21 protein-coding genes are annotated in these 20862 nt (G+C 50.1%); 17 read left to right on the top strand and 4 right to left on the bottom strand.

Translation table 11 applies throughout. The features are described 5' to 3' along the window. The 4 genes from purM (at position 1) to purD (ending at position 4372) form a co-directional block, all read left to right on the top strand. Complete coding sequence (purM, locus tag C792_RS0105140) at positions 1-1023, top strand: phosphoribosylformylglycinamidine cyclo-ligase (protein ID WP_017548379.1); 1023 nt, start codon at positions 1-3, stop codon at positions 1021-1023. Continuing rightward, a complete protein-coding gene (purN, locus tag C792_RS0105145) occupies positions 1013-1582 on the top strand; it encodes a phosphoribosylglycinamide formyltransferase (protein WP_017548380.1) in 570 nt (189 codons plus the stop codon). Before purM ends, purN begins: the two co-directional genes overlap by 11 nt. Then, positions 1582-3060 carry a bifunctional phosphoribosylaminoimidazolecarboxamide formyltransferase/IMP cyclohydrolase gene (purH, locus tag C792_RS0105150; RefSeq protein ID WP_017548381.1) on the top strand — a complete coding sequence of 493 codons (1479 nt, stop codon included), beginning with the start codon at positions 1582-1584 and terminating at the stop codon, positions 3058-3060. Before purN ends, purH begins: the two co-directional genes overlap by 1 nt. Before the next feature lie 67 nt (positions 3061-3127). After that, positions 3128-4372, top strand: a complete 1245-nt coding sequence (gene purD, locus C792_RS0105155; protein ID WP_017548382.1) for a phosphoribosylamine--glycine ligase — start codon at positions 3128-3130, stop codon at positions 4370-4372. A 219-nt stretch (positions 4373-4591) separates the two neighbouring features. Here purD and C792_RS0105160 read toward each other — a convergent pair whose 3' ends face one another. Further along, complete coding sequence (locus tag C792_RS0105160; RefSeq protein WP_017548383.1) at positions 4592-4783, bottom strand: hypothetical protein; 192 nt, start codon at positions 4781-4783, stop codon at positions 4592-4594. A gap of 195 nt (positions 4784-4978) precedes the next feature. Here C792_RS0105160 and auxA point away from each other — a divergent pair, with 195 nt between their 5' ends. From auxA to C792_RS0105210, 10 genes are all read left to right on the top strand, one after another. After that, a complete protein-coding gene (gene auxA / locus C792_RS0105165) occupies positions 4979-6223 on the top strand; it encodes a lipoteichoic acid stability factor AuxA (RefSeq protein WP_017548384.1) in 1245 nt (414 codons plus the stop codon). Then, positions 6201-7106 carry a formimidoylglutamase gene (locus C792_RS0105170; protein ID WP_017548385.1) on the top strand — a complete coding sequence of 302 codons (906 nt, stop codon included), beginning with the start codon at positions 6201-6203 and terminating at the stop codon, positions 7104-7106. Before auxA ends, C792_RS0105170 begins: the two co-directional genes overlap by 23 nt. Beyond that, positions 7103-8275, top strand: coding sequence for a class I SAM-dependent rRNA methyltransferase (locus C792_RS0105175; protein ID WP_017548386.1), 1173 nt, complete (start codon positions 7103-7105; stop codon positions 8273-8275). Before C792_RS0105170 ends, C792_RS0105175 begins: the two co-directional genes overlap by 4 nt. Before the next feature lie 80 nt (positions 8276-8355). Further along, the gene (locus C792_RS0105180; protein ID WP_017548387.1) at positions 8356-8811 is read left to right on the top strand and encodes a hypothetical protein; all 456 of its coding nucleotides are present in this window, start codon (positions 8356-8358) and stop codon (positions 8809-8811) included. A gap of 228 nt (positions 8812-9039) precedes the next feature. Next, complete coding sequence (locus tag C792_RS0105185) at positions 9040-9306, top strand: phosphocarrier protein HPr (RefSeq protein ID WP_017548388.1); 267 nt, start codon at positions 9040-9042, stop codon at positions 9304-9306. Beyond that, a complete protein-coding gene (gene ptsP / locus C792_RS0105190; RefSeq protein ID WP_017548389.1) occupies positions 9306-11033 on the top strand; it encodes a phosphoenolpyruvate--protein phosphotransferase in 1728 nt (575 codons plus the stop codon). Before C792_RS0105185 ends, ptsP begins: the two co-directional genes overlap by 1 nt. Before the next feature lie 191 nt (positions 11034-11224). Next, positions 11225-12526 (top strand): MFS transporter, encoded by a 1302-nt coding sequence (locus tag C792_RS0105195; protein ID WP_017548390.1) that lies wholly within the window; start codon positions 11225-11227, stop codon positions 12524-12526. Between the two features lie 132 nt (positions 12527-12658). Next, a complete protein-coding gene (locus tag C792_RS0105200) occupies positions 12659-14008 on the top strand; it encodes a cytochrome ubiquinol oxidase subunit I (RefSeq protein ID WP_017548391.1) in 1350 nt (449 codons plus the stop codon). Further along, the gene (locus C792_RS0105205) at positions 14008-15033 is read left to right on the top strand and encodes a cytochrome d ubiquinol oxidase subunit II (RefSeq protein ID WP_017548392.1); all 1026 of its coding nucleotides are present in this window, start codon (positions 14008-14010) and stop codon (positions 15031-15033) included. Before C792_RS0105200 ends, C792_RS0105205 begins: the two co-directional genes overlap by 1 nt. A gap of 39 nt (positions 15034-15072) precedes the next feature. After that, positions 15073-15735 carry a potassium channel family protein gene (locus C792_RS0105210; protein ID WP_017548393.1) on the top strand — a complete coding sequence of 221 codons (663 nt, stop codon included), beginning with the start codon at positions 15073-15075 and terminating at the stop codon, positions 15733-15735. A gap of 53 nt (positions 15736-15788) precedes the next feature. Here the strand turns inward: C792_RS0105210 and rnjA are convergent, their stop codons facing one another. Then, positions 15789-17483, bottom strand: a complete 1695-nt coding sequence (gene rnjA, locus C792_RS0105215; RefSeq protein ID WP_017548394.1) for a ribonuclease J1 — start codon at positions 17481-17483, stop codon at positions 15789-15791. After that, positions 17483-17698, bottom strand: a complete 216-nt coding sequence (locus C792_RS0105220) for a DNA-dependent RNA polymerase subunit epsilon (RefSeq protein ID WP_017548395.1) — start codon at positions 17696-17698, stop codon at positions 17483-17485. The genes rnjA and C792_RS0105220 overlap by 1 nt, the downstream gene beginning before the upstream one ends. A gap of 300 nt (positions 17699-17998) precedes the next feature. Here C792_RS0105220 and C792_RS0105230 point away from each other — a divergent pair, with 300 nt between their 5' ends. Further along, on the top strand, positions 17999-18262 hold the full coding sequence (locus tag C792_RS0105230; RefSeq protein ID WP_017548397.1) for a hypothetical protein: 264 nt from the start codon (positions 17999-18001) through the stop codon (positions 18260-18262). Positions 18263-18290: 28 nt separating this feature from the next. Here C792_RS0105230 and def read toward each other — a convergent pair whose 3' ends face one another. Beyond that, the gene (gene def, locus C792_RS0105235; RefSeq protein WP_017548398.1) at positions 18291-18845 is read right to left on the bottom strand and encodes a peptide deformylase; all 555 of its coding nucleotides are present in this window, start codon (positions 18843-18845) and stop codon (positions 18291-18293) included. 113 nt (positions 18846-18958) lie between these two features. Here def and C792_RS0105240 point away from each other — a divergent pair, with 113 nt between their 5' ends. Together C792_RS0105240 and pdhA are read left to right on the top strand one after the other, a co-directional pair. After that, on the top strand, positions 18959-19585 hold the full coding sequence (locus C792_RS0105240) for a YkyA family protein (protein WP_017548399.1): 627 nt from the start codon (positions 18959-18961) through the stop codon (positions 19583-19585). A gap of 169 nt (positions 19586-19754) precedes the next feature. Beyond that, positions 19755-20861 carry a pyruvate dehydrogenase (acetyl-transferring) E1 component subunit alpha gene (pdhA, locus tag C792_RS0105245; protein WP_017548400.1) on the top strand — a complete coding sequence of 369 codons (1107 nt, stop codon included), beginning with the start codon at positions 19755-19757 and terminating at the stop codon, positions 20859-20861. Position 20862: the final 1 nt, after the last annotated feature.

Consider the following 20862-nt stretch of genomic DNA (forward strand, 5'->3'; position numbering starts at 1 on the left):
ATGTCAGAACAATACAAGAAGGCCGGTGTCGACATCGAAGCCGGCTATGAAGCGGTTGAAAGAATGAAGACCCATGTCCGGCGCACGATGCGCAGTGAAGTCATCGGGGGCCTGGGCGGCTTCGGTGCGGCATTCGACCTGTCCGCGCTCAATATGAAGTCGCCGGTGCTCGTATCGGGTACGGACGGTGTCGGCACGAAACTCAAGCTTGCAATCGATCACGGCCGTCACAATACCATCGGCATCGATGCGGTGGCGATGTGTGTAAACGATATACTGACAACCGGCGCCGAGCCGCTTTATTTCCTCGATTACATCGCTGTCAATAAAGTGGTTCCGGAAATGGTTGCTGACATCGTGGATGGTGTATCGGAAGGCTGCGTGCAGGCCGGCTGTGCACTGATCGGCGGGGAGACTGCCGAAATGGGAGAGATGTACGGCAGCGGTGAATACGATATCGCCGGCTTCGCCGCCGGCGCAGTGGAGAAGGATGAGTATATCGACGGCTCCGGCGTGAAGCCGGGTGACAGGATCATTGGACTGACTTCAAGCGGCATCCATTCCAACGGCTACAGTCTGGTGAGGAAACTCATTGCCGACAATGATATTGATGTAAACAAGGACCTTGACGGCAGATCCATCATCGATCAGCTGCTTGAACCGACGCGCATCTATGTAAAAAGTGTGCAGGCGCTCATGGCAAAAGTCGAAGTCAAAGCGATGAGCCATATTACCGGCGGGGGATTCATCGAAAACATTCCACGTGCGCTGCCCGGGCATCTCGGTGCTGATGTTGATGTGAGCGGCATTGAAGTGCCCCGCATCATCTCATGGCTGCTCGAACTCGGCGGAATCGACTCCCGAGAAGCATACAATGTTTTCAATATGGGGATTGGCTTCATAGTTGCAGTTGATGAAAAGGATGCGGACGAGGCACTCCGTGCACTTGAGTCGGCGGGTGAATCCCCACAGATCATCGGTACTGTAACCGGGGAAAGCGGAGTCAGGATCCATGGTCGTTAAAGCGGCGGTACTCGCCTCCGGCGGCGGTTCGAATTTCGAGAATCTTGTCAGGCATTCAGGCGGCATCGGCATGGATATTGAAGTCATGGTCACTGATCACGGGGAAGCCCATGCAATCAGGCGCGCCGGCAGGCTTGGGGTGCCAGTGCGCGTATTCCAGCGGGAAGATTTTGAGTCGGGGGCGGCCCATGAGCATGCGATACTCGAAGCACTGCATGAATTTGAAGTGGAGTATGTGCTGCTTGCAGGCTATATGCGCATACTCTCGCGCCATTTCATAGAGGCGTACGAGCACCGGATCATCAACCTTCATCCGTCCCTGCTCCCTTCATTCAAGGGTAGAAACGGGATAGCCGATGCATATGATTATGGGGTGAAGGTGACCGGTGTGACGGTCCATTTCGTGGATTCAGGTATAGACACAGGCGAAATCATTGCCCAGGAGGCGATTGAAATCTCTGAAAATGATACACTTGAACTGTTGGAGGAAAAAATCCACAGTCTCGAATATGAACTTTATCCAAAAGCGTTAAAAAAAGTGATTGAAGGTGTCGAATGATGAAAAAAGCATTGATCAGCGTTTCTGATAAAAGCGGTCTGGAAGCTTTCGTCCGCGGTCTTGCCCGGAATGACTATGAAATCTATTCGACCGGAGGGACAAAAAAGGCAATTGAATCCTTCGGTGTGGCAGTCGAAGGCGTAGACGCCCTGACAGATTTTGAAGAGATCATGGACGGCCGTGTCAAGACGCTCCATCCGGCAGTCCACGGCGGCATACTTGCCGACCGGGACAATCCGGAGCACATGGAGGAACTGAAGAAGAATGGCATTGAAACGATCGACCTTGTGGCCGTCAATCTCTATCCTTTCAAGGAGACCGTCAGGAAGGAAGGGATCTCAGAAAATGAAGCGGTCGAGAACATCGATATCGGCGGCCCGACGATGCTGCGCGCCGCAGCGAAGAATTTCAGGCATGTGACGACAGTCGTGGATCCCGAGGATTACGGGGAAGTGATCCAGAAGATAGAGGAGGACACGCTGGATATTACATACCGGCGGGGTCTGATGATCAAAGTGTTCAGCCACACGAATGATTACGACCAGGCGATCGTGAATCATTTCAGCCAGGCGGAGGAGGTGCTGCGCTATGGGGAGAATCCGCATCAGACCGCCCGTCTCGTCCGCACATCCGCTAAGCACAATACCATACTGAATGCGGATGTGCTTCACGGCAAGGCGCTTTCCTACAACAATCTGCGGGATGCGGATGCGGCCTTCGCGCTGGCAAAAAAATTCGACATGCCTGCAGCAGTGGCAGTAAAGCATATGAACCCGTGCGGTGTGGGTACAGGGGAGACGATTGCAGAGGCGTTCAAAAATGCGCATGAGGCAGACTCCCAGTCCATATTCGGCGGCATTGTTGCGCTGAACAAGACAATCGACAAAGAGACTGCCGAGCAGCTCCACAGCATCTTCCTCGAAGTGATCATCGCTCCCGGCTTCGATGAAGCGGCGTTAGAAGTGCTGACACAGAAGAAGAATGTCCGCCTGCTCGAAGTGGACTTCCATGAAGATGAGCATGCGGAGGAGTTCGTCAGTGTATCCGGGGGTTACCTTGTGCAGTCTGAGGATACCGGCTCGCTCAGGGAAGATGACATCAAAGTTGTTACAGAAGCCAGCCCGACCAGGGACCAGATGAAAGCCATGGCCCTTGCCTGGGAAGTGGCCAAACACGTCAAAAGTAACGCCATCGTCCTTGCGAACGACCGGCAGACAGTGGGGATCGGAGCGGGACAGATGAACCGCGTCGGTGCTCTGAAAATCGCAATCGACCGGGCGCTTGAGCTCGGAGATAATGTTGTCATGGCAAGCGACGGATTCTTCCCGATGCCGGATACCGTCGAGCTTGCGCATGAACACGGCATAAAGTCCATCATCCAGCCTGGTGGTTCCAAGCGGGATCAGGAATCCATCGACTACTGTGACGCTCATGACATGGCGATGGTCGTAACAGGCATGCGCCACTTCAAACATTAATATGCATATATAACAGATGGTCCCGAGCGGACATGGGAGTCCCTCTTACACTGAAAGGAGCAGACTTATGAATGTAGCGGTGATCGGCGGCGGAGGCCGCGAACACGCTCTGGTGAGAAAATTTGCAGAATCCAGTAAAGTAGACCGGATATTTGCGATACCGGGCAATGCCGGAATGTCAGATGTTGCCGAGGTGATCCACGGTGTTACGGAAAATGATTTCGAAGCCATTGCCGGCGTCTGTCTTGAGAATGAAGTCGAGTGGGTGGTTGTCGGACCGGAAGCGCCGCTGACTGCAGGAATCGTGGATTACCTCGAGGACGAACACGACATCAGAGTATTTGGCCCGAGAAAGAAAGAGGCGCAGATGGAGTCCTCCAAAGCCTTCACTAAAGAATTGATGGAGAAATACGATATACCGACGGCGAAGTTTGCACGCTTTGATGATTATGATGCGGCCCGTTCCCATATCGAAAGCGAGGGGGCCCCGATAGTCCTGAAAAAAGACGGGCTTGCGGCGGGCAAGGGCGTAGTGGTTGCGATGGATATGGACGAAGCGCTGGCCGGCCTGGATGAACTGATGGATGACGGCAGTCCGGTTGTGATCGAGGAATTCCTGGAAGGGGAAGAGTTCTCACTCATGGTTCTCGTCAATGGTGAATATACCCATTCGTTCGAGATGATTGCACAGGACCATAAGCGCGCATTCGACGGGGATACCGGTCCCAATACTGGCGGCATGGGTGCCTATGCACCCGTCAGCCATATCGATGAATCCCACCGTACTGAAGCGATCGAGAAAATCGTCAAGCCCGTTGCCAAAGGCATGGTGGAAGAGGGGCTTGAGTATTTCGGCATCCTCTATCTCGGTGCCATGGTGACTTCAGAAGGTGTCAAAGTGATAGAATTCAATGCACGCTTCGGGGACCCGGAGGCCCAGATCCTACTTTCGTTGATGGAGGATGATCTCGGAGAGGTACTGGAGAAAGTCCACCGTAAAGAGCCTTTCGAGCTCCGCTTCAAACCCGGATGCATGGTCGGTGTCATGCTCGCAAGTCATGGGTATCCGAAAGCCTATCAAAAAGATAAGTATGTAGAGTTCGATGCCGTCCGTGATGACTGCTATATCAGCGGGTTGCGCCAGGATATGGATGGTCTGTATATGACATCCGGCGGTCGGGTGCTGCTCGTCACCGGCTATGGCGAAACAGTGGACCAGGCAGTGAAGGCGGCATACGACAATGTCGGGCAGGTGAAGTTTGACGAGGGCGATCTGTTCTTCAGAAAAGACATTGCCCACAGGGCTTTATGATGAACCGGAACAATATAGGCACACTGCAATACCCCGGATGAGATGCGTCCGGGGTATTGCTTATTCCACAGGTATCCTGGGCCTCTTCAAACTGTTTTCCAGCAATTGAAACATATGCGGACTTCCAGTGCGAATTACAACGTCCCTGTTCAGTAAACTGTAACTTACAAATCAGAGTCCGCGGATACCTGGTACTGCTTTATGGTTTTTTCATTCAGCCTATTCAAATGAATCCTGGATTTCCTTTTCAGTCCTGTCGGTGCCTTCCTCGTCGCTTTCGAGGTCTTTGCCCTTCGGCACTTTGCGGTCTTCGTCATTTTCCACTTCATCCGCAGGATTCTCTTTCTCACGCGCCTTTTCGGCGGCATCTACCAGTTCTTCTTTTTTATCTTTCTCATCTTTGAAGCTCATTTGGTAATCACTCCCAATCAGGCATGGATATCATATAATGTTATTTCTTATCTGTATTACTATTAGATACCCAAGTGTCATGTATGATAAACATGTTTTACCGCCGGTGTGAAAGTTTATGTGTCCCCGGTACTATGATTCAATGCATTGTGAAGGATATTCCTCTATAATGGGAGTGGATTGAGGTGAAACTGAATGAAAAAGATCAAACAGCAGAGCGAAGTCTATACCAGTATACTGCTCGGTGTATTCTTTGTGCTGCTTGGCATATTCGTACTATTCAATACAGGGCATATCCGCATCGGAACAGCGGAAGTGGATGAGTCGGAAATCAGGACGGTCTTCGATCTGATAAATGCATTCTTCCTGGAAGGGACCACTGTCCTGAGCATGCTGATCGGTGAATTTCCAATCATCGCCGGTATACTCATCATAGTTTTTGGCGGTTTCATGCTGAAGGTTGCACAGACGATCAGACAGACGACAGAGTATGATACAGGCCTGTCGTTTTTCTTCATCGGCCTGTCATTCTTCCTGTTCATCATAACAACCGTCCTGATGCACCAGGTATACGGATGGTTCTCACTGCTGTATCTGCTGGCGTTCATCGTCCATATGCTTTATAACATATTCAATGAATACCTGGACCCCGCACACCGGAAAGAGCACTATATGATCATTCTTGCAGTGTACGGAATCGCCTATTTCTTTACGCAGAACGCTGTGTACTCCAATATTGAGAGGGCGACGACCCCTACGGACGTACTGTCTATAAACACTTTCTTTACACTTATCTGGGTGCTGTCGCTGCTCTCTCTCGGTGTCGGGGTGTTCCTGTCCAAGTCCAAAAACCTGCTCAAAAAACCGAGGAAAGAGGAGGATGCTGCACTGTCGCGGAAGAGCAGGCGCCAGAAGCTCGACCCGAACCAGTTCCTCGGATTCTCAGAAAAGCTTTATGATTTCCGGAACAGGCTGCTCGAGCGGACGAAAAAATTCCTTGAAGTCGACTTTCCGTCATGGCTGAAGGCAAACTATGTCGAACTCCTTTTGGGCACAATCGTCCTGTTCTTCATACTGATAGAGTTCAACAACCGCCACGGCGTATTCACAGAAGGATATTTCAGGATTTCGCAGATGAAATACATCTACGAATGGGTGAACCTGTTCCTGGCACTTGCGCTCGCTGCCGCCTATCTGTTCTTTACATTTTTCAATATGACACAGAACAAATTCTATCACAGGCAGATGATCATCATCGTACTCCTGTGGCTGAAGCTCACAACGAGCCTCTTCATCACACTGTTCAATGATGTCGAACTTTCACTTTTCATCCTGCCGTTCAACATCCTGCTCGTAATGGTGTCGACACCGCTTGTGCTTATCAGCATATTCAAAGACTTTGAAAGGGGTAATGATAATGAAAGGATTAAAGCATCATGAATACAGCGGCCGCGTTGATGATGAAAACAAACCGGAGCGGTTCCACCAGGTGGTAAAACAATGGGCGGAAGGCACCGGGAGCGGCAGACCGGTCTTCATCGGCTTTTGTTCCGAGGAAGGGGTGCGCCGCAACAAGGGACGACCCGGTGCGAAGGGGGGTCCATATAAAGTCAGGGAGAAGATGGCTTCCCTCCCCTATACAGATACCGTCTTCGACTACGGCAGCATCAGCGCCGAACAGGATCTGGAAGCATCACAGGAGGCGCTCGGTCAATGCGTGGCCGAAGTCTTCGCCAACGGCCAGTTTCCGATGATCGTGGGCGGTGGGCATGAGACTCTGTATGGCCATTATCTTGGCGTGCGCAGACATTATCCGGATGCCAGGGTCGCCGTCGTGAATCTGGATGCACATTTCGATATGCGGGATGAAGCCCCGTCTTCAGGCACTATGTTCCATCAGATACTGACCGGGGATGAAAACATCGACTATTTCGTGTTTGGCATCCAGTCCGGAGCGAATACAAAAACTTTATTCGACGCTGCAGATGCATTCGGTGTCAAATATGCACTGATCGAAGAAATGAGAAATACCGGGATATTTGAAGAGTCGCTTGAATCACTTGGGGAATATGACGCTGTATTTGCAACTCTGTGCATGGATTCCGTGCAGCAGGGAGTGGCTCCCGGGACGAGCGCGCCATCACCGAACGGCTTTACAGCGTCGGAAGTGCACGAGTTGGTCGGGAACCTTGCGAAACTTCCGAACATCGTGAGTTTCGACATCAGCGAAGTGGCACCACGGCTTGATATAGATGAACGTACCAGCGGACTGGCAGCCAGCCTGTTCCACAGGTTCATGATAGAAAAGGAGACTTTCAGATGAATACAGTCCAGCTGAAGCGTGGAATGGAGAAAGCATATGCCAACGGACAGCTCAACATCGAACGTGATGACCTGAGCGATGATACATTTTTAAAGGACGGGGAAATAGTCAGGGTGACCGATCACTTCGGCAGGCTCATCGGCATCGCCATGATCAGTTTCGAGCAGAAGACGGCCGGCTGGATACTGTCGGACAGGGAGGAAGCCATTGACCGTGATTTCATAGCAGCAAAGATTGAAGCGGCGATCGGTGCGAGAGGCCCTCTGTTCAACCAGGAGGATACGAATGCTTTCCGCCTGTTCAATGAAATCGGCGATGGCCTGGGCGGTCTCACAGTCGATTATTACGACAACCATCTGCTCGTGACTTTCTACAGCCGTGGCATCTATAAGATCCGCGACCTCATCATAAAGGAACTGATGGTAAGATTAAAACCGGATTCCATTACAGAACAGACCCGGTTCAGTGCGGATGGGCGCATGCAGATAGAAAACCGGCGGGTGAGCGGCAATGTGGAATTTCCGATTACCGTGCTCGAATCCGGACAGCGCTTTTTTGTCCATCTCGAGGATGGGCCGATGACAAGGCTGTTTCTGGACCAGCGGGAGACGCGCCGATCACTCATGAAAAACCAGACAGGGGGTCGGACTTTCCTCAATCTTTTCGCCTACAGCGGGACATTTTCAATCTCTGCCGCGCTTGGCGGCATGGCGACGACGAGCGTCGACCTTGCCAACCGGACGAAGGAACTCGTCACAGATAATTTCAACACCAATAATCTGCCGCTGGATGCGCATAGGATATATATAATGGAGACTTTTGAATTCCTGAAGTATGCAGCAAGGAACAACCACAGCTATGATACGATCCTGATCGATCCGCCGAGTTTCTCGAGATACAAGAAGAAAGTGTTCAAGGTGGACCGCGATTATCCAAAACTTATCATCGAAGCACTCAAAGTGCTTGATTGGGGCGGCACGCTGATTCTCAGCCAGAACCTAGAGACAGGCACATTGAACCAGTTCAAAAAGCAGATCGGCACCACGCTGGAGAAAGCGGGACGTTCATACACGATCAAGGATGCAAAGGGCCTGCCGAAAGATTTTGTGACGGTCAAAGGTTACAAAAAGGGGAAATACCTGAAAGTTGTAACGATGAGAGTGGACTGAAACCGTCAGGTTTAACATTAATATGAAAATGGGTATATATACGCATGTAACGAAAATTTACAGGCGAAGGAGTTTTGTTCATGAGTGCGTATCCGATGACAGATGCCCAGATATCGGAAAAAGAAAGGGAGGCGCGTGAACTGGTGAAGCGGAAAGCGCGTTTTTCCTCAATTGCTGCAGCACTGCCCATTCCGTTTCTCGATATCGGCACAGATATGAAACTGATGAATGACATAACGGGTGAGATAGAGGAAATATTCGAATTGGATCATAAACAGGTCAGCGGCATGCCGGATGATATGATGAACCGGGCAGCCGTGATGGCAACGAGCATGGGAAGTGAATTCGTCGGACGTCAGACGACAAAGTTCCTCATAAAAAGAGTCGTGAAAGGATCAAGCAGACGGGCTTTCCGGTTTGTTCCCATCATCGGACAGGCAGTGGGTGCATTCGTCAGCTATATGATGATGAAGAAGCTCGGGAATGATCATATCCAAAAATGCACCGCTGCTTTAAGGCAGCAGACATTGGTCTAATTTGTGAAAGGCATCCCTTCGGGGGTGCCTTTTGTCACCGGATATGATATAAATGGAGTGTGAGTCAAAATACGTCCCGCCAGGGACGGAAATTGTAAAGTTTATGTATGCAATGTTAGTGGTATATTGGCAATATCGGAATGAAACGTGATAGAATATATGTAATCATGTTTAACAATCATGAACTCACTTTAAATAAATCATAGCCAAGCAAAAGGAGACTGCATAATGGAACAAAAATCTTACTTGATCACAGACGAAACGGGAATCCACGCAAGGCCGGCAACAATCCTGGTACAGACAGCATCCAAATTCGATTCTGATATCCAGCTTGAATACAATGCCAAAAAGGTGAACCTCAAGTCCATCATGGGTGTAATGTCACTCGGCGTCGGGAAAGACTCTGAAGTCACTGTCTATGCTGAAGGGAAAGACGAAGCGGAGGCACTTGAAGCAATCACTGAAACTCTTTCTAAAGAAGGACTGACTGAATAATGTCTAAAATTCTCAAAGGGATTGGAGCAAGTGATGGCGTAGCGATCGCTGCGGCGTATTCACTTGAGGAACCGGACCTGACGATTCAGGAGACTTCCATTGAAGCCTCCCGGGCGGATCAGGAAGTTGAGCGTTTTAAAGGCGCTTTCAACCAATCCAAGGTTGAAGTAACCAAGATAAGAAATCATGCAGAGGAAGCGGTCGGCCCTGAGCATGCGGCGATTTTTGATGCGCACCTGCTCGTTCTGGACGATCCTGAATTTCTCGGACCGATTGAAGATGGCATCCGCAGCGAAAATAAAAGCGCTGCGCAGTCACTTGTTGACACACGTGACCAGTTTGTGGCCATTTTCGAAGGCATGGATAACGAATACATGAAGGAAAGGGCGGCGGACATAAAAGACGTGTCCAAGCGTGTCCTTGCCCATATTCTCGGCAAACAACTGCCGGATCCGAGCAATATCGACAAACCGGTTGTCATCGTGGCTGAAGATCTGACACCTTCAGATACAGCCCAGCTCGACAAGAAGTTCGTCAAAGGCTTTGTCACAAATATCGGCGGCCGAACCTCCCATTCCGCAATTATGTCACGTTCACTTGAAATCCCTGCAGTGGTGGGGACTAAGGAAGTTACTGAAGCTGTCAAAGTAGGTGATCAGATCATCGTTGACGGCAGTGCGGGTGACGTCATCGTGGAACCGTCTGAAAAGGAGATCAAGGCCTACGAAGAGAAAGCGGCTAAAGTAGAGGAAGAGAAAGCCGAGCTGCTGAAGCTGGTCGATGAACCATCCAAAACAATGGACGGCGTCGAAGTTGAGCTTGCAGCAAACATCGGGACACCGGATGACCTGGAAGGTGTCATTGCGAACGGTGGAGAAGGCATCGGACTGTACCGTACCGAATTCCTGTATATGGGCAGAAATGAAATCCCGAGTGAAGAGGAACAATATGAAGCCTACAAAAAAGTGCTGGAAGGCATGGACGGAAATCCCGTCGTTGTCCGTACGCTTGACGTAGGCGGGGACAAAGAGCTTCCTTACCTGGACCTGCCCAAGGAAATGAACCCGTTCCTCGGTTACCGTGCAGTGCGCATGACACTGGATAATCAGGAACTGTTCAGAACCCAGCTCCGGGCACTGCTGCGTGCAAGTGCGCACGGCAATCTGAAGATCATGTTCCCGATGATCGCTACAATCGATGAGTTCAACCGTGCGAAAGCACTCCTCATCGAAGAGAAAGAAAAACTCGTATCGGAAGGTACAGCTGTAAAAGAAGATATCGAAGTTGGTATCATGATTGAGATACCTTCTGCTGCAATCATTGCGGACCAGTTCGCGAAAGTTGTGGACTTCTTCTCCATTGGTACAAATGACCTCATCCAGTATACAATGGCGGCAGACCGCATGAACGAAGCAGTCAGCTACCTGTACCAGCCATATCATCCGGCACTTCTGCGACTGATCCAGATGGTGGTTAATGCAGCCCATAAAGAAGGAAAATGGGCAGGCATGTGCGGCGAAATGGCTGGGGATGAAAAAGCAATTCCATTGCTGCTCGGACTCGGCCTGGATGAATTCTCCATGAGCGCATCATCCATATTGAAAGCGCGCAAACAGATTTCCGGCCTCAAGAAAACAGACATGGAGCAGCTTGCGCTGTCTGCAGTTGAGTGTGCAGAGACAGACGAAGTGCTCGCGCTTGTCGAAGAGTATACAAACAGGGCATAACTGAATGAAAGACTCCCGTACCGATGGTGCGGGAGTCTTTGCGTGCTAGGGTATATCATCTTTGTCCAATCTATGATAGGAGGAGTGTCTTGCTTCGGTTCGCCACGGCAGTCCGGAATCTACTTATACAACAGCCTGCATACTCGAATACCGCAATCTGATATAATTAAAAGAAAAGTGAGGTGGCCGGTTTGAAAGATCAGTCCCGCAGTCCGATCCAGCTGTATCTTACTCTGCCGATCCTGGCATGGGCACTGTTTGATTTTGCGAATACGATTTTCAGTGCGAACATCGTGACTCTGTTTTTTCCTCAATACATAACTGAGACGGTGGGGACGGACCCGCGTCTTGAACAGATTGCTTCAACCATTATTGCATACGCCAACGCAGTATCTGCGGTGCTGCTCATTTTATTCTCGCCTCTTTACGGTGTGACGATGGACCGCACGGGCAGGCGGAAGAAGTATGTCATGATTTTCACTCTGATGTGTGTGGCTGCGACGATTATGATGGGAATTTTCGGCGGCATGGACTCGGGTACATGGTTCCGTCTGCCGAACGGGCTTGTGCTGACGATCATACTTTTCGTATTCGCCAAGTTCTGCTTCAGCTCGGGCAATGTATTCTATGATGGAATGCTGTCTGGGCTCGGCACCAAACGTGAGATTCCGCTCATTTCGGGATTCGGCGTCGCACTGGGCTATCTGGGGACTCTGTTCGGCATCTTCGCAGTCATCCTGATCATCGGTGACTCACCGACGTACCACACGTTCTGGCTGTCGGGAATCCTGTTCCTGATATTTGCGCTGCCAATATTCCTTGTCAATAAAGACCGCAAAATTGCCCCGGAGCCGAAACAGCCGTTTTTGAAGGGGTACAGGGATATCTATCATACTTTTCGTGAGGCGCGCCGGTACCCTTCGATATTCTTTTTCATGGTTGCATACTTTTTCGTCAATGATGCGCTGGCGACGGCGATTGCGATGATGCAGCCGTATGCGACGACTGTTGTCGGTTTTGAACCCGGCGCTTTCCTCGTGATCTTCATGGTGGCAACAGCCTTCAGCATCATCGGTGCCATCGTCTTCAGCTTCATCAACCGGAAGATCGGATCCAAGAAGACGTTCCTTTCAATCTCTGTTCTGCTTGCTGCGGCCATATTGATTGCAGCAGTGCCGCTGCCGATGTGGACATTCTGGATCGCTGCGTGCCTGTTCGGAATCGCGATGGGGTCAACCTGGGTGGTCAGCCGGACCATGATCATAGAACTGGCGCCGCCGGGCAGGGAAGGGCAGTTTTTCGGCCTGTTCGCCTTCAGTGCAAAGATGAGTGCAATCATGGGACCATTCATTTACGGTTCCATTATTCTGCTGCTCGCCGATTACGGAACCATCGCCTCCAGGATGGCAATCACGAGTCTGATGGTCATGATACTCATCGGTGTCTTTTTTCACATGAAAGTGAAGGAGACGCCGCCTGAGGCTGCTGAATGAGGGATGAGATTTATTGTCCGTGAAAATTGATAATTATTTCACAAAATTGTCATGGAAAACATATAGTTCTTATTATCAATGGGCCGGCTTACGGTCTATAATTAGGGGTAAGTTATTAGAGAGGTGATCTTGATGGATGATGTTATACTTGGGCGCGTACTGACAGCGACAACACTGGGCTTCCACATCATATTTGCAACTATAGGCGTCGGTATGCCAATCGTCTTCATGGTGCTTGAATTCCTCGGCATCAGGAAGAAGGATACGGATTACCTGACCATGGCACGCCGTATCGCAAAAGGATATACGGTTACTGTCGCAGTGGGGGTTGTGACCGGCACCATCATCGGTCTGCAACTGTCACTCATATGGCCTGATTTCATGAGGCTCGGCGGCCAGATCATTGCGCTGCCTCTGTTTATGGAAACATTCGCTTTCTTCTTCGAAGCGATTTTCCTCGGGATTTTCCTGTATACATGGGACCGTTTTAAAAATCCGTGGCATCACTGGCTCCTGAACATCCCGATTGTCATCGGTTCTTCGTTGTCCGCGGTGTTCATCACAACGGTGAACTCATTCATGAACACACCGGCGGGTTTTGATCTGGTGGACGGCGAACTGATCAACATTGACCCGCTGGCTGCGATGTTCAACCCGTCGACATGGGTGAGGGTGTTCCACGTCGTTGTGACTGCATATACAACGGCCATCTTCATCATTGCCGCAATCGGCGCATTCAAACTGCTCCGTTCCAAATTCGGTGAAGACCGTGAATACCATAAGAAAGGCCTCAAGGCGATGATGGTCGTCGGGCTTATCATGGCTGCACTGACTGCACTGGCAGGGGATTTTTCAGCAAAATTCCTGCATGAGCATCAGCCGGAAAAACTCGCTGCGATGGAGTGGCATTTTGAAACTGAGGAGAGTGCGGACCTCGTCCTTTTCGGTATGCTGGACGAGGATACCCAGGAAGTTAAGTATGAACTCAGGATACCCGGGTTCCTGAGCTTCCTTGCAGGCAACTCATTCGATACTGAAGTCACCGGATTGAACGATATACCGGAGGATGAACACCCGCCGCTTGTGATCCACTACTTCTTTGACATCATGGTGTTCTTCGGCATGTATGCACTCGGCATATCAGCCCTTTACTTCATAGCGAAGTTCACGAAACTGAATGAACACCATCCGGCGCTGCTTTACGCCTATGTGCTGACCGGGCCGCTGACTATGGCTTCGATCGAGGCCGGCTGGTTCCTTGCTGAGATGGGCCGCCAGCCATGGATCCTGCGCGGATATATGAGAGTCTCGGAAGCCGTCACCAACGCCGACGGCCTCGGCATCACGCTGATTGCATTCGCTGCCCTTTACGCGGTGCTCGGCTTTACATGCACCTATGTGCTCCTCAGGATGTTCAAGGGAAAAAGCGCCCAGCAGGAACGCTTCGACCTTTACGGCGAGCGCTATGGAGGAGGGATGTAATGAACTATGAAATCATCGGTGTCACAGTACTCTGGACGTTCCTGTACGGCTATATCATCATTGCGTCAATCGACTTCGGTGCGGGATTCTTCAACTTCTACAGCAAGATGACAGGGACGGATAATATCATCAGCCCGATCATCGGACGCTACCTGAATCCGGTATGGGAAGTGACGAACGTATTCTTCGTCTTCTTCTTCGTCGGGATTGTCGGATTCTATCCGGATACGGCGTATTATTACGGGACAGCACTACTGATTCCGGCAAGCATCGCACTGATACTGCTTTCCATACGGGGAAGCTACTACGCTTTCAATTCCTATAACAGGGAACAGAAAATGTCATGGGCGTTCCTCTACGGTGTAACGGGTCTGCTCATCCCGGCTTCGCTGTCGGTTGCCCTCGTCATCTCTGAAGGCGGTTATATCATTGAAGACGCGGACGGCATCCAGCTCAATCTTGAGGAACTGCTGTTCAGCACATATTCCTGGTCGGTCGTCTTTCTGGCTATCATCACTGTGCTTTATGTTTCAAGCGCGTTCCTGACATTCTATGCAAACCGGGCGCGGGCCAAAGAGGCGACGGAACTGACTCGGCGCTGGTTCCTCATCTGGACGCTGCCGATGCTTGTCATCACACAGTTCGTCTTCCTCGGGCTCCGCGACCATAACTATGAGCATTTCATGAATGCCCAGAATGTCTGGTACATGTTCGGTCTGAGCCTTGTATTTATGGGTATCGCCGTGTATATGATCTATAGGCGCATCAACTACGGGCTTGCTTTCATAATGATCATGCTGCAGTACGGTTTTGCATTTTTCGGCTACGGAATCAGCAAGATGCCCTACATTCTGTACCCTTATGTGGAAATAGACACTTCAGTCGTCAACGATGCGATGGCCATGTCGCTGACGGTGGTGTTCATACTCGGCCTGTTCATGCTCATACCGAGTCTCGGCCTTCTGCTCAGACTTTTCCTGTTCGATAAGGATTATGTACAGGGCAGAGATAAAAACAAGTACTAGAGTCATTCAATCTGACAAGTCATGAAGGGGAAATGAACGATGAATAAAGAATTTGCAGTAATCGGCCTGGGGCGTTTCGGCGGCAGTATTGTCAAAGAACTGAGAGAGCTGGAAACGGATGTCCTGGCCATAGATGTCGATGAGGAACGTGTGAATGAGTTTGCGGATATTGCCACTGAGACTGTGATCGGCAACACCACTGACGAAGCTGTGCTCAAAAACCTGGGTCTCCGTAATTTTGACAATGTCATCGTCGCAATCGGGGACAATATCCAGTCGAGTATACTGACGACCCTGCTGCTCAAGGATCTCGGAGTGAAAAAAGTGACCGTGAAGGCACAGAGTGATTATCATGCAAGGGTTCTCGATAAGATCGGTGCCGACGTGGTTGTCCATCCCGAGAGGGACATGGGCCGCCGCATCGCACACCGTCTGGTCTCTTCATCTGTACTCGATTACCTCGAGCTTTCCGATGAGCATTCCATCGTGGAGATATACGCCACTGAAAAGCTGTCTGGACAGTCTCTGCTCGACCTCGACATCAGAGCTGAATATGGTGTGAGCGTCATTGCCATCAAGCGGGGGGCTGACATCATCGTCAGCCCCGATCCGACGGTCAATATCAAGGATACCGACGTACTCATCGTCATCGGCAAGGATAATGATCTGAACAGGTTTGAAAAACTGCTCAATAGAGAATGATGGACAGCAAAAACCTCCCCCGTCTTCGTGACGGGGGAGGTTTTCTGGTTCATTTACTTTTTGACTGCGCCTGTTTCCTGGTCGACTCTCATGATCATTGGCAGGATCATCGGTCTTCTGCGCGTCTTCCTGTACAGATGATTGCTCAGTTCTTCGATGATAAGCTGCTTCACATGGTACCACTGTGCATTTTCCTTGGTGTTCAGAAGGTTGATCACATCGCCTTTGATTTTCTTTTCGGCACTGCGGATCAGACCGTAGGATTCTCTCATATACACAAAACCGCGTGAGATGATGTCCGGTCCGCTGAGCAGTTCGCCGGTCTTGAAATCGATGGAGACGACTACGATTGCGAGTCCTTCCTCGGAAAGATCCTTCCTGTCGCGGAGCACGATGTTTCCGATGTCGCCGATGCCGATCCCGTCCACGAATACCGTACCGGCCTGGATGCGGCCGAAATGTCTTGCACTGTCTTTCTTCAGTGCAAGCACGTCGCCGATTTCCATCAGGAAGATGTTCTCTGGATCCATGCCGGTGTTGACGGCAAGCTCCTTATGAAGATGGAGCATGCGGTATTCACCGTGGATAGGCATGAAATACTTCGGCTTGATCAGTCTCAGCATGAGTTTCTGCTCTTCCTGGGAACCATGCCCCGAAGTATGGATATTTGACAGTCTGCCGTGAATGACATCAGCGCCGGCTTTATACAGAGCGTTGATTGTACGGTTTACGCTCAGCGTGTTCCCCGGGATGGGGGAGGAGCTGAAGACGACGGTGTCATCTGGGATGATGCTGATCTGCCGGTGGGTACCGTTTGCGATCCTTGACAGGGCCGCCATCGGTTCGCCCTGGGAGCCGGTACAGAGTATCATGACCTTATGCTTTTCAATCTTATTGATCATTTTCGGTTCAATGAACGTTTCCGGCGGTGCCTTGATGTAGCCGAGCTCTGTGCCGATGCGGATATTGTTTTCCATGCTGCGGCCGAAGATGCAGATCTTACGGTCGAACTTTACTGCAGCATCAATCGCCTGCTGCACACGGTAGATGTTTGAAGCAAACGTTGCAAAGATGATCCTGCCTGCACACTTCCTGAAAATGTCTTCCACATTCTGCCCGACAGCTTTTTCACTGATCGTGAAGTTTGGTACTGTGGCGTTTGTGGAGTCGGAGAGCAGGCACAGGACACCCTCTTCACCGAGGCGGGCCATCTTAGCGATGTTGGCGGGTGCACCGACCGGTGTGAAGTCGAACTTGAAGTCGCCCGTATGGACGATATTGCCTTCCGGTGTCTTTACCACGACACCGTATGCTTCCGGTATGGAGTGGGTCGTGAGGTAGAATTCAACAGACATATGTTTGAATTTGAGCACCGTATCTTCCTCTATTGGGTTGAGTTGTGCAGTTCTCAGGAGGTGGTGCTCCTCCAGTTTATTGCGGATGAGTCCCAGTGCGAGCGGCCCGGAATATATCGGTACGTTGATTTCCTTGAGAAGGAATGGTATGCCGCCGATATGATCCTCGTGGCCGTGGGTGATGATCAGTGCGCTGATTCGCTCCTGGTTCTCTTTCAGATAGGTGTAGTCCGGAATGACGTAGTCGATACCGAGCTGTTCATCATCCGGGAACTTGATTCCGGCGTCGATGACGATAATTTCATCCTTATATTCAATGCAGTAGGTGTTCTTGCCGATTTCCCCGAGTCCCCCGAGGGCGAATACACCCACTTCACCTTTTTCAAGATTCATCAGACATTCTCCACATTGAAGTCAGCGTTGTTCTCACGTTCGTATGCCAGGTGATCGGGACTCAGTTCCTGTACGAATTCAATGTTGTAGCCGCTGTCCTTCAGCGACTGTCTGACCTCTGTTTCGGACGCCGCTTCAAAGTAGCGGGTCATTGTATCCTCGCGGATGATTCTGTTATCCAGTGACTCCTGGAAAAATACTTTAAAAACTCCCATTTGTTATTGACTCCTTTATAATATCTGTATAGTTTTCTTAAAATGAAGGGGTAATCCCCGCAATAAAAAAATGTGTGCTGCTCTGGACAGCACAAGGGCAGAGGACCTATTCGTCCTTCTTCATATATTCGTTGTTCAACAACCCTTTTCTACCGAGAATGCGTTTAAGTTTCTGCTTCAGCTTTTTTCGTAAACGTCTAAGCATACAGACCACATCCCTCATTCAGCTTAAGTTTATTTTACATTATAGACGTATGACATGCAAAGACTTTATAATAGAAGAAAGTGGAGGGATGGAATATGAAAGAAAAGCGTATCCTCGAGACAATCCTGCTGGAGCGGGAAAGGCAGGACCGCAGCATGGTGAGGCTCGAATTCAATGTGCACCCCGATGTCGTCGTCATGAACTTCATCTATGAAGATCCGGCGGATGATGGGGATGTACATAAGCAGCGTCATAACCATGATCCGGAACTGCTTGATGAAGAGACGTTTGAAGCACTCAAGAAAGAATTGTATGAACGGAGTATACCATTCAAACAAAGACGCGACGAGTTCATGTGAACCCGCCGCGTCTTTTTCATCTGGTGCTTCAGAATTCAACCGGCCGTGCGCCGATTTTGGGCTCCATCGGCATATCTTCATCGATCCTGTCATAGAACATGATGCCGTCCAGGTGGTCGAGTTCATGCTGGAGCACGACTGCGAGGTGCCCTTTCGCCTTGATTTCAACCGGCTTGCCCTCTGTGTCGAGCGCCTTGATCCTTATGCGCTGGTAGCGGTGCACCAGACCGGGGATATCTTCATCGACACTCAGGCAGCCTTCGCCGCCCGGGAGATAGGTTTCTGTCACGGAATGGCTTTTTACTTTCGGATTGATGAGCATATAGTCGTGTTCAGCCACGCCGTCCTCATTTTCCATATAGACGGCAAGCATCCTTTTGTCCAGGCCGATCTGGGGTGCGGCCAGGCCGACTCCGGGCCTGAGTCCGTATTTTTCGGCAGTCTCCTCATTTTGGGAGTTTACGAGGTAATCCCTCATTTCTTTGAGCTGGTTTACAGTCTCATCATCTATTTCTTCTATTTCCCCGACTTTCTTCCTGAGAATCGGATCCGGGTCGCGGACGATATCTTTTGCTGTGAGCATTCTTAACCCTCCTGTTTCATAAATACCCTCATTTATTATACTATAATATACGAGGGATTGTTATATTCACAAATTATTAATATTCAATCCAATTAATCTTTGGAGGTTGAAGTATGCGAAAAATGATAGCGGGTCTGGGGCTGACGGTTCTGTTCATCGCCGGTTGCTCTTCTGACGAAGACGAACTTCTGGATTTCTATAATGCGTTTCAAGAGACGGTTGAGGTGGAAAAGGAGATTGAGACGGTTTCCGAGGAGTTCAATTCCCTGGAGAGTGAGAAAGGGGAACTTCAGGAATCACTTCAGGATGCATCGAGGGAGGAACTGCCTGAAATCAGCTCAGAGCTCGTGGAAAACACCGAAGCCCGCATCGATCAGCTGGATGCCGAAGCCGGCGTAATGGGGGACAGCAGAAGTCGTATGGAAACGTCCACTCAATATATAGAGGAGATTTCCAATGAAACCAACAGGGACAAAGCGGAATCGCTTGTGGAAGCGATGGAGGCAAGATATCAGGCCCATGGCGATATGATTGAGAGCTACAAGTCTGTCCTGGAAAATGAGAAGGAGATTTTTGAATACCTCGGAGAGGAGGACGTTTCACAGGATGAAGTGGATGAACGCCTGAACGGATTGAACGAGCAATACCAGGAAGTTGAAGATACAGGGGCCGCATTCAGTGAAGAGACGGAGAAAGTGAACGAGCTGAAAAAAGAGATTCAGGATGTGATTGAAGGGTAATGAATGAAAGCGCTGTATTATACAACAGATTTCTCTGTTATATCACAGTTTATCCTGTTAAATCAACGTTTTAAAGGGCCTGTTATAGTAGCGGTCATTTTACTAATGTAACAGCATATGATAGAATATGGTTAATCAATGAAAATTTGAAAGGTATGGTGAACAGTTTATGGCACCGAAGAAAAAATTCGATCCTGTAAAAGTTTTGCAAGAGATCGAAAGTAAGTTTGAAATGTTCCAGATTCTCGATATGGACGGCAAGATTGTCAACGAACAGGAAATGCCCGACTTATCAGATGAGGAGCTTGTGGAATTGATGAAACGCATGGTTTGGACGCGTGTCCTGGACCAGCGCTCAATCTCGCTCAACCGTCAGGGACGCCTTGGTTTCTATGCACCTACTGCAGGCCAGGAAGCTTCCCAGCTGGCGAGCCAGTTCGCTCTTGATAAATCAGATTACATCCTGCCCGGGTACCGGGATGTACCACAGCTTATCTGGCAGGGCTTTCCTCTGACTCAGGCATTCCTGTTCTCAAGGGGACACTTCAAGGGGAACCAGTTCCCTGAAGGCATGAATGCGCTCAGTCCGCAGATCATCATCGGTGCGCAGTATGTACAGACTGCAGGTGTTGCGCTCGGCATCAAAAAGCGTGGCAAAGATCTGGTGGCCATCACTTACACAGGTGACGGCGGGACCTCCCAGGGTGACTTCTATGAAGGCATCAACTTTGCGAGTGCCTACGCTGCGCCGGCAATTTTCGTGATCCAGAACAACAACTATGCAATCTCCACTCCGCGTGAACTGCAGACCGCGGCAAAAACGCTTGCCCAAAAAGCGGTTGCATCAGGTGTGCCGGGCGTACTCGTTGACGGCATGGACCCGCTTGCGGTCTACAAAGTGACCAAGGATGCACGCGACCGTGCAGTGGCGGGTGAAGGTCCGACTGTAATCGAAACACTATGCTACCGCTATGGGCCGCATACGATGGCCGGAGACGACCCTACCCGCTACAGGACTTCCGATGAGGATTCAGACTGGGAGAAAAAAGATCCGCTCGTACGTTTCCGCAAGTTCCTCGAAGAGAAAGGTCTGTGGAGCGAAGAGAAGGAAAACGAAGTGATGGAACAGGCCAAAGAAGATGTCAAGGCTGCTATCAAAGAAGCAGACGCGACTGAAAAGCAGACTGTCACACAGCTGATGGATAATATGTATGAAGATATGCCTGCCAACTTGAAAGAGCAGTATGAAGTATATAAAGAAAAGGAGTCGAAATAAT

It is taken from the genome of Salinicoccus carnicancri Crm, assembly GCF_000330705.1.
Lineage (GTDB): Bacteria > Bacillota > Bacilli > Staphylococcales > Salinicoccaceae > Salinicoccus > Salinicoccus carnicancri.

Coding starts and splice junctions, on each gene's coding strand:
- purM (WP_017548379.1), top strand. CDS start 1: ATGTCAGAACAATACAAGAAGGCCGGTGTCGACATCGAAGCCGGCTAT.
- purN (WP_017548380.1), top strand. CDS start 1,013: ATGGTCGTTAAAGCGGCGGTACTCGCCTCCGGCGGCGGTTCGAATTTC.
- purH (WP_017548381.1), top strand. CDS start 1,582: ATGAAAAAAGCATTGATCAGCGTTTCTGATAAAAGCGGTCTGGAAGCT.
- purD (WP_017548382.1), top strand. CDS start 3,128: ATGAATGTAGCGGTGATCGGCGGCGGAGGCCGCGAACACGCTCTGGTG.
- C792_RS0105160 (WP_017548383.1), bottom strand. CDS start 4,783: ATGAGCTTCAAAGATGAGAAAGATAAAAAAGAAGAACTGGTAGATGCC.
- auxA (WP_017548384.1), top strand. CDS start 4,979: ATGAAAAAGATCAAACAGCAGAGCGAAGTCTATACCAGTATACTGCTC.
- C792_RS0105170 (WP_017548385.1), top strand. CDS start 6,201: ATGAAAGGATTAAAGCATCATGAATACAGCGGCCGCGTTGATGATGAA.
- C792_RS0105175 (WP_017548386.1), top strand. CDS start 7,103: ATGAATACAGTCCAGCTGAAGCGTGGAATGGAGAAAGCATATGCCAAC.
- C792_RS0105180 (WP_017548387.1), top strand. CDS start 8,356: ATGAGTGCGTATCCGATGACAGATGCCCAGATATCGGAAAAAGAAAGG.
- C792_RS0105185 (WP_017548388.1), top strand. CDS start 9,040: ATGGAACAAAAATCTTACTTGATCACAGACGAAACGGGAATCCACGCA.
- ptsP (WP_017548389.1), top strand. CDS start 9,306: ATGTCTAAAATTCTCAAAGGGATTGGAGCAAGTGATGGCGTAGCGATC.
- C792_RS0105200 (WP_017548391.1), top strand. CDS start 12,659: ATGGATGATGTTATACTTGGGCGCGTACTGACAGCGACAACACTGGGC.
- C792_RS0105205 (WP_017548392.1), top strand. CDS start 14,008: ATGAACTATGAAATCATCGGTGTCACAGTACTCTGGACGTTCCTGTAC.
- C792_RS0105210 (WP_017548393.1), top strand. CDS start 15,073: ATGAATAAAGAATTTGCAGTAATCGGCCTGGGGCGTTTCGGCGGCAGT.
- rnjA (WP_017548394.1), bottom strand. CDS start 17,483: ATGAATCTTGAAAAAGGTGAAGTGGGTGTATTCGCCCTCGGGGGACTC.
- C792_RS0105220 (WP_017548395.1), bottom strand. CDS start 17,698: ATGGGAGTTTTTAAAGTATTTTTCCAGGAGTCACTGGATAACAGAATC.
- C792_RS0105230 (WP_017548397.1), top strand. CDS start 17,999: ATGAAAGAAAAGCGTATCCTCGAGACAATCCTGCTGGAGCGGGAAAGG.
- def (WP_017548398.1), bottom strand. CDS start 18,845: ATGCTCACAGCAAAAGATATCGTCCGCGACCCGGATCCGATTCTCAGG.
- C792_RS0105240 (WP_017548399.1), top strand. CDS start 18,959: ATGCGAAAAATGATAGCGGGTCTGGGGCTGACGGTTCTGTTCATCGCC.
- pdhA (WP_017548400.1), top strand. CDS start 19,755: ATGGCACCGAAGAAAAAATTCGATCCTGTAAAAGTTTTGCAAGAGATC.